A 245-nucleotide genomic window follows, 5' to 3' on the forward strand; every position below is an offset into this window, starting at 1 on the left:
TGAAACTTCGGATTCCTGCTGGGAGCAGGGTCCTTTTTGAAACTGGCGTCCCCACGGGGATTCGAACCCCGGTCGCCACCGTGAAAGGGTGATGTCCTAGGCCTCTAGACGATGGGGACGCACGAAAAACTTCAAGTTGTAGAACTTTCGACGGCCTAATGCCGAAAGTGGTGGAGCCAAGCGGGATCGAACCGCTGACCTCCTGCATGCCATGCAGGCGCTCTCCCAGCTGAGCTATGGCCCCA

General features: G+C 58.0%; 2 tRNA genes. Both read right to left on the reverse strand.

What is annotated here, in order from left to right:
* Positions 1-43 precede the first annotated feature (43 nt).
* Positions 44-119, reverse strand: a tRNA-Glu gene (locus DBR20_RS05195).
* A 49-nt stretch (positions 120-168) separates the two neighbouring features.
* A tRNA-Ala gene (locus DBR20_RS05200) sits at positions 169-244 on the reverse strand.
* Position 245: the final 1 nt, after the last annotated feature.

The organism is Stenotrophomonas sp. HMWF023, assembly GCF_003060985.1.
GTDB lineage: Bacteria > Pseudomonadota > Gammaproteobacteria > Xanthomonadales > Xanthomonadaceae > Stenotrophomonas > Stenotrophomonas lactitubi.